The organism is Roseomonas chloroacetimidivorans (genome assembly GCF_049629625.1).
In the GTDB taxonomy this organism is placed as follows: Bacteria; Pseudomonadota; Alphaproteobacteria; order Acetobacterales; family Acetobacteraceae; genus Roseomonas; species Roseomonas chloroacetimidivorans.
The window spans coordinates 1-1,052 of the sequence record NZ_JBNBZS010000293.1; the positions used below are offsets into that span (position 1 = coordinate 1).

The window sequence follows — 1,052 nt, forward strand, 5'->3', positions numbered from 1 at the left end:
GGCCCGACACTGCAGGACGTGGCGGACCTCCACCAGCACGCCCCGAAGATGGAAGGGCCGGCGCTGAACTCGCCGCTCCCGGTGGGAATGCCCGCCCCTGACTTTGCCCTACCGGATGCCCAGGGTCGAATCGTTCGCCTGAGTGACTTCCGTGGCAAGCCGACGGTGCTGGCCTTCTATCCGCTGGACTGGAGCCCGGGCTGCAGCCGGCAGCTGGACCTGTATCAGCAGGAGCTCGATGAGTTCATCCGCCGCGGGGTGAACCTGGTCGGTATCTCTGTCGACAGCCTCTACAGCCATGGCGCCTGGGCCGCGGTGCGTGGGATCACCTTCCCGCTGCTCGCGGACTTCCACCCGAAGGGTGACGTGGCCAGGCGGTACCATGTCTGGCGGGAGCCTGATGGATTCTCCGAGCGCGCCCTCTACGTGCTGGACGCCCAGGGCGTGATCCGCCATGCGCATGTCTCGCCGCAGTTGCATCATGTTCCTGACATCTACGAGCTCTTCTCCGTGCTCGACGATGTCACGAAGCAAAAGGCAGCCTGAGGAGCAGAGAAAATGCTCGGCACAATCCATGGCGCTCCGGCCCGCCCTGTCGGGCTACGGACCGGTCCGGTTGTGGTCTACGGCAACCGCTGGTGCGGCATCACGATGATGGTGCGGCGTTACCTCGATCGCGCCGGGGTGCCGTATCAGTTCGTCGACCTGGAGACGCATCCGGAAGTCCGTCATCAGCTCGAGTGGGTGACTGGCGGGTATGTCGCCAGCCCGACCGTCTATGTCGGGGGCGAGGTGCTGGTGCAGCCCTCCATCTCGGAGCTTGAGTGGGCTCTGTCCCGGAGCGGCATCCGATAAGAAGCGCGAGGCGGAGCCTGGCTCGCCCAGGTTCTCCGCCTCTGCTCGCGTGCTGACGGACTTTCTCGCCTGGCTCGGACCCGAGGTGTCGCAGGCCGGCCAATCTAAGGTCCGTTGACATTCATCGCGATGCGATGATGGCCGCGGCGAGGCTGATGCTGGCGCGGAAGCTGGTGTCGGTCTTGTCGTAGCGGGTG

General features: G+C 65.5%; 2 protein-coding genes. Both read left to right on the top strand.

Features of this window, described 5'->3' with window-relative positions; genetic code table 11:
• Positions 1 to 546: redoxin domain-containing protein (locus tag ACO1BU_RS37530; RefSeq protein ID WP_424140927.1), on the top strand; the 546-nt coding region annotated here is incomplete at its 5' end.
• 12 nt (positions 547 to 558) lie between these two features.
• Positions 559 to 855 carry a glutaredoxin family protein gene (locus ACO1BU_RS37535; RefSeq protein ID WP_424140928.1) on the top strand — a complete coding sequence of 99 codons (297 nt, stop codon included), beginning with the start codon at positions 559 to 561 and terminating at the stop codon, positions 853 to 855.
• Positions 856 to 1,052: the final 197 nt, after the last annotated feature.

Bases quoted from the DNA above. Each gene is read 5' to 3' on its own strand.
- ACO1BU_RS37535 (WP_424140928.1), top strand. From the start codon at position 559: ATGCTCGGCACAATCCATGGCGCTCCGGCCCGCCCTGTCGGGCTACGG.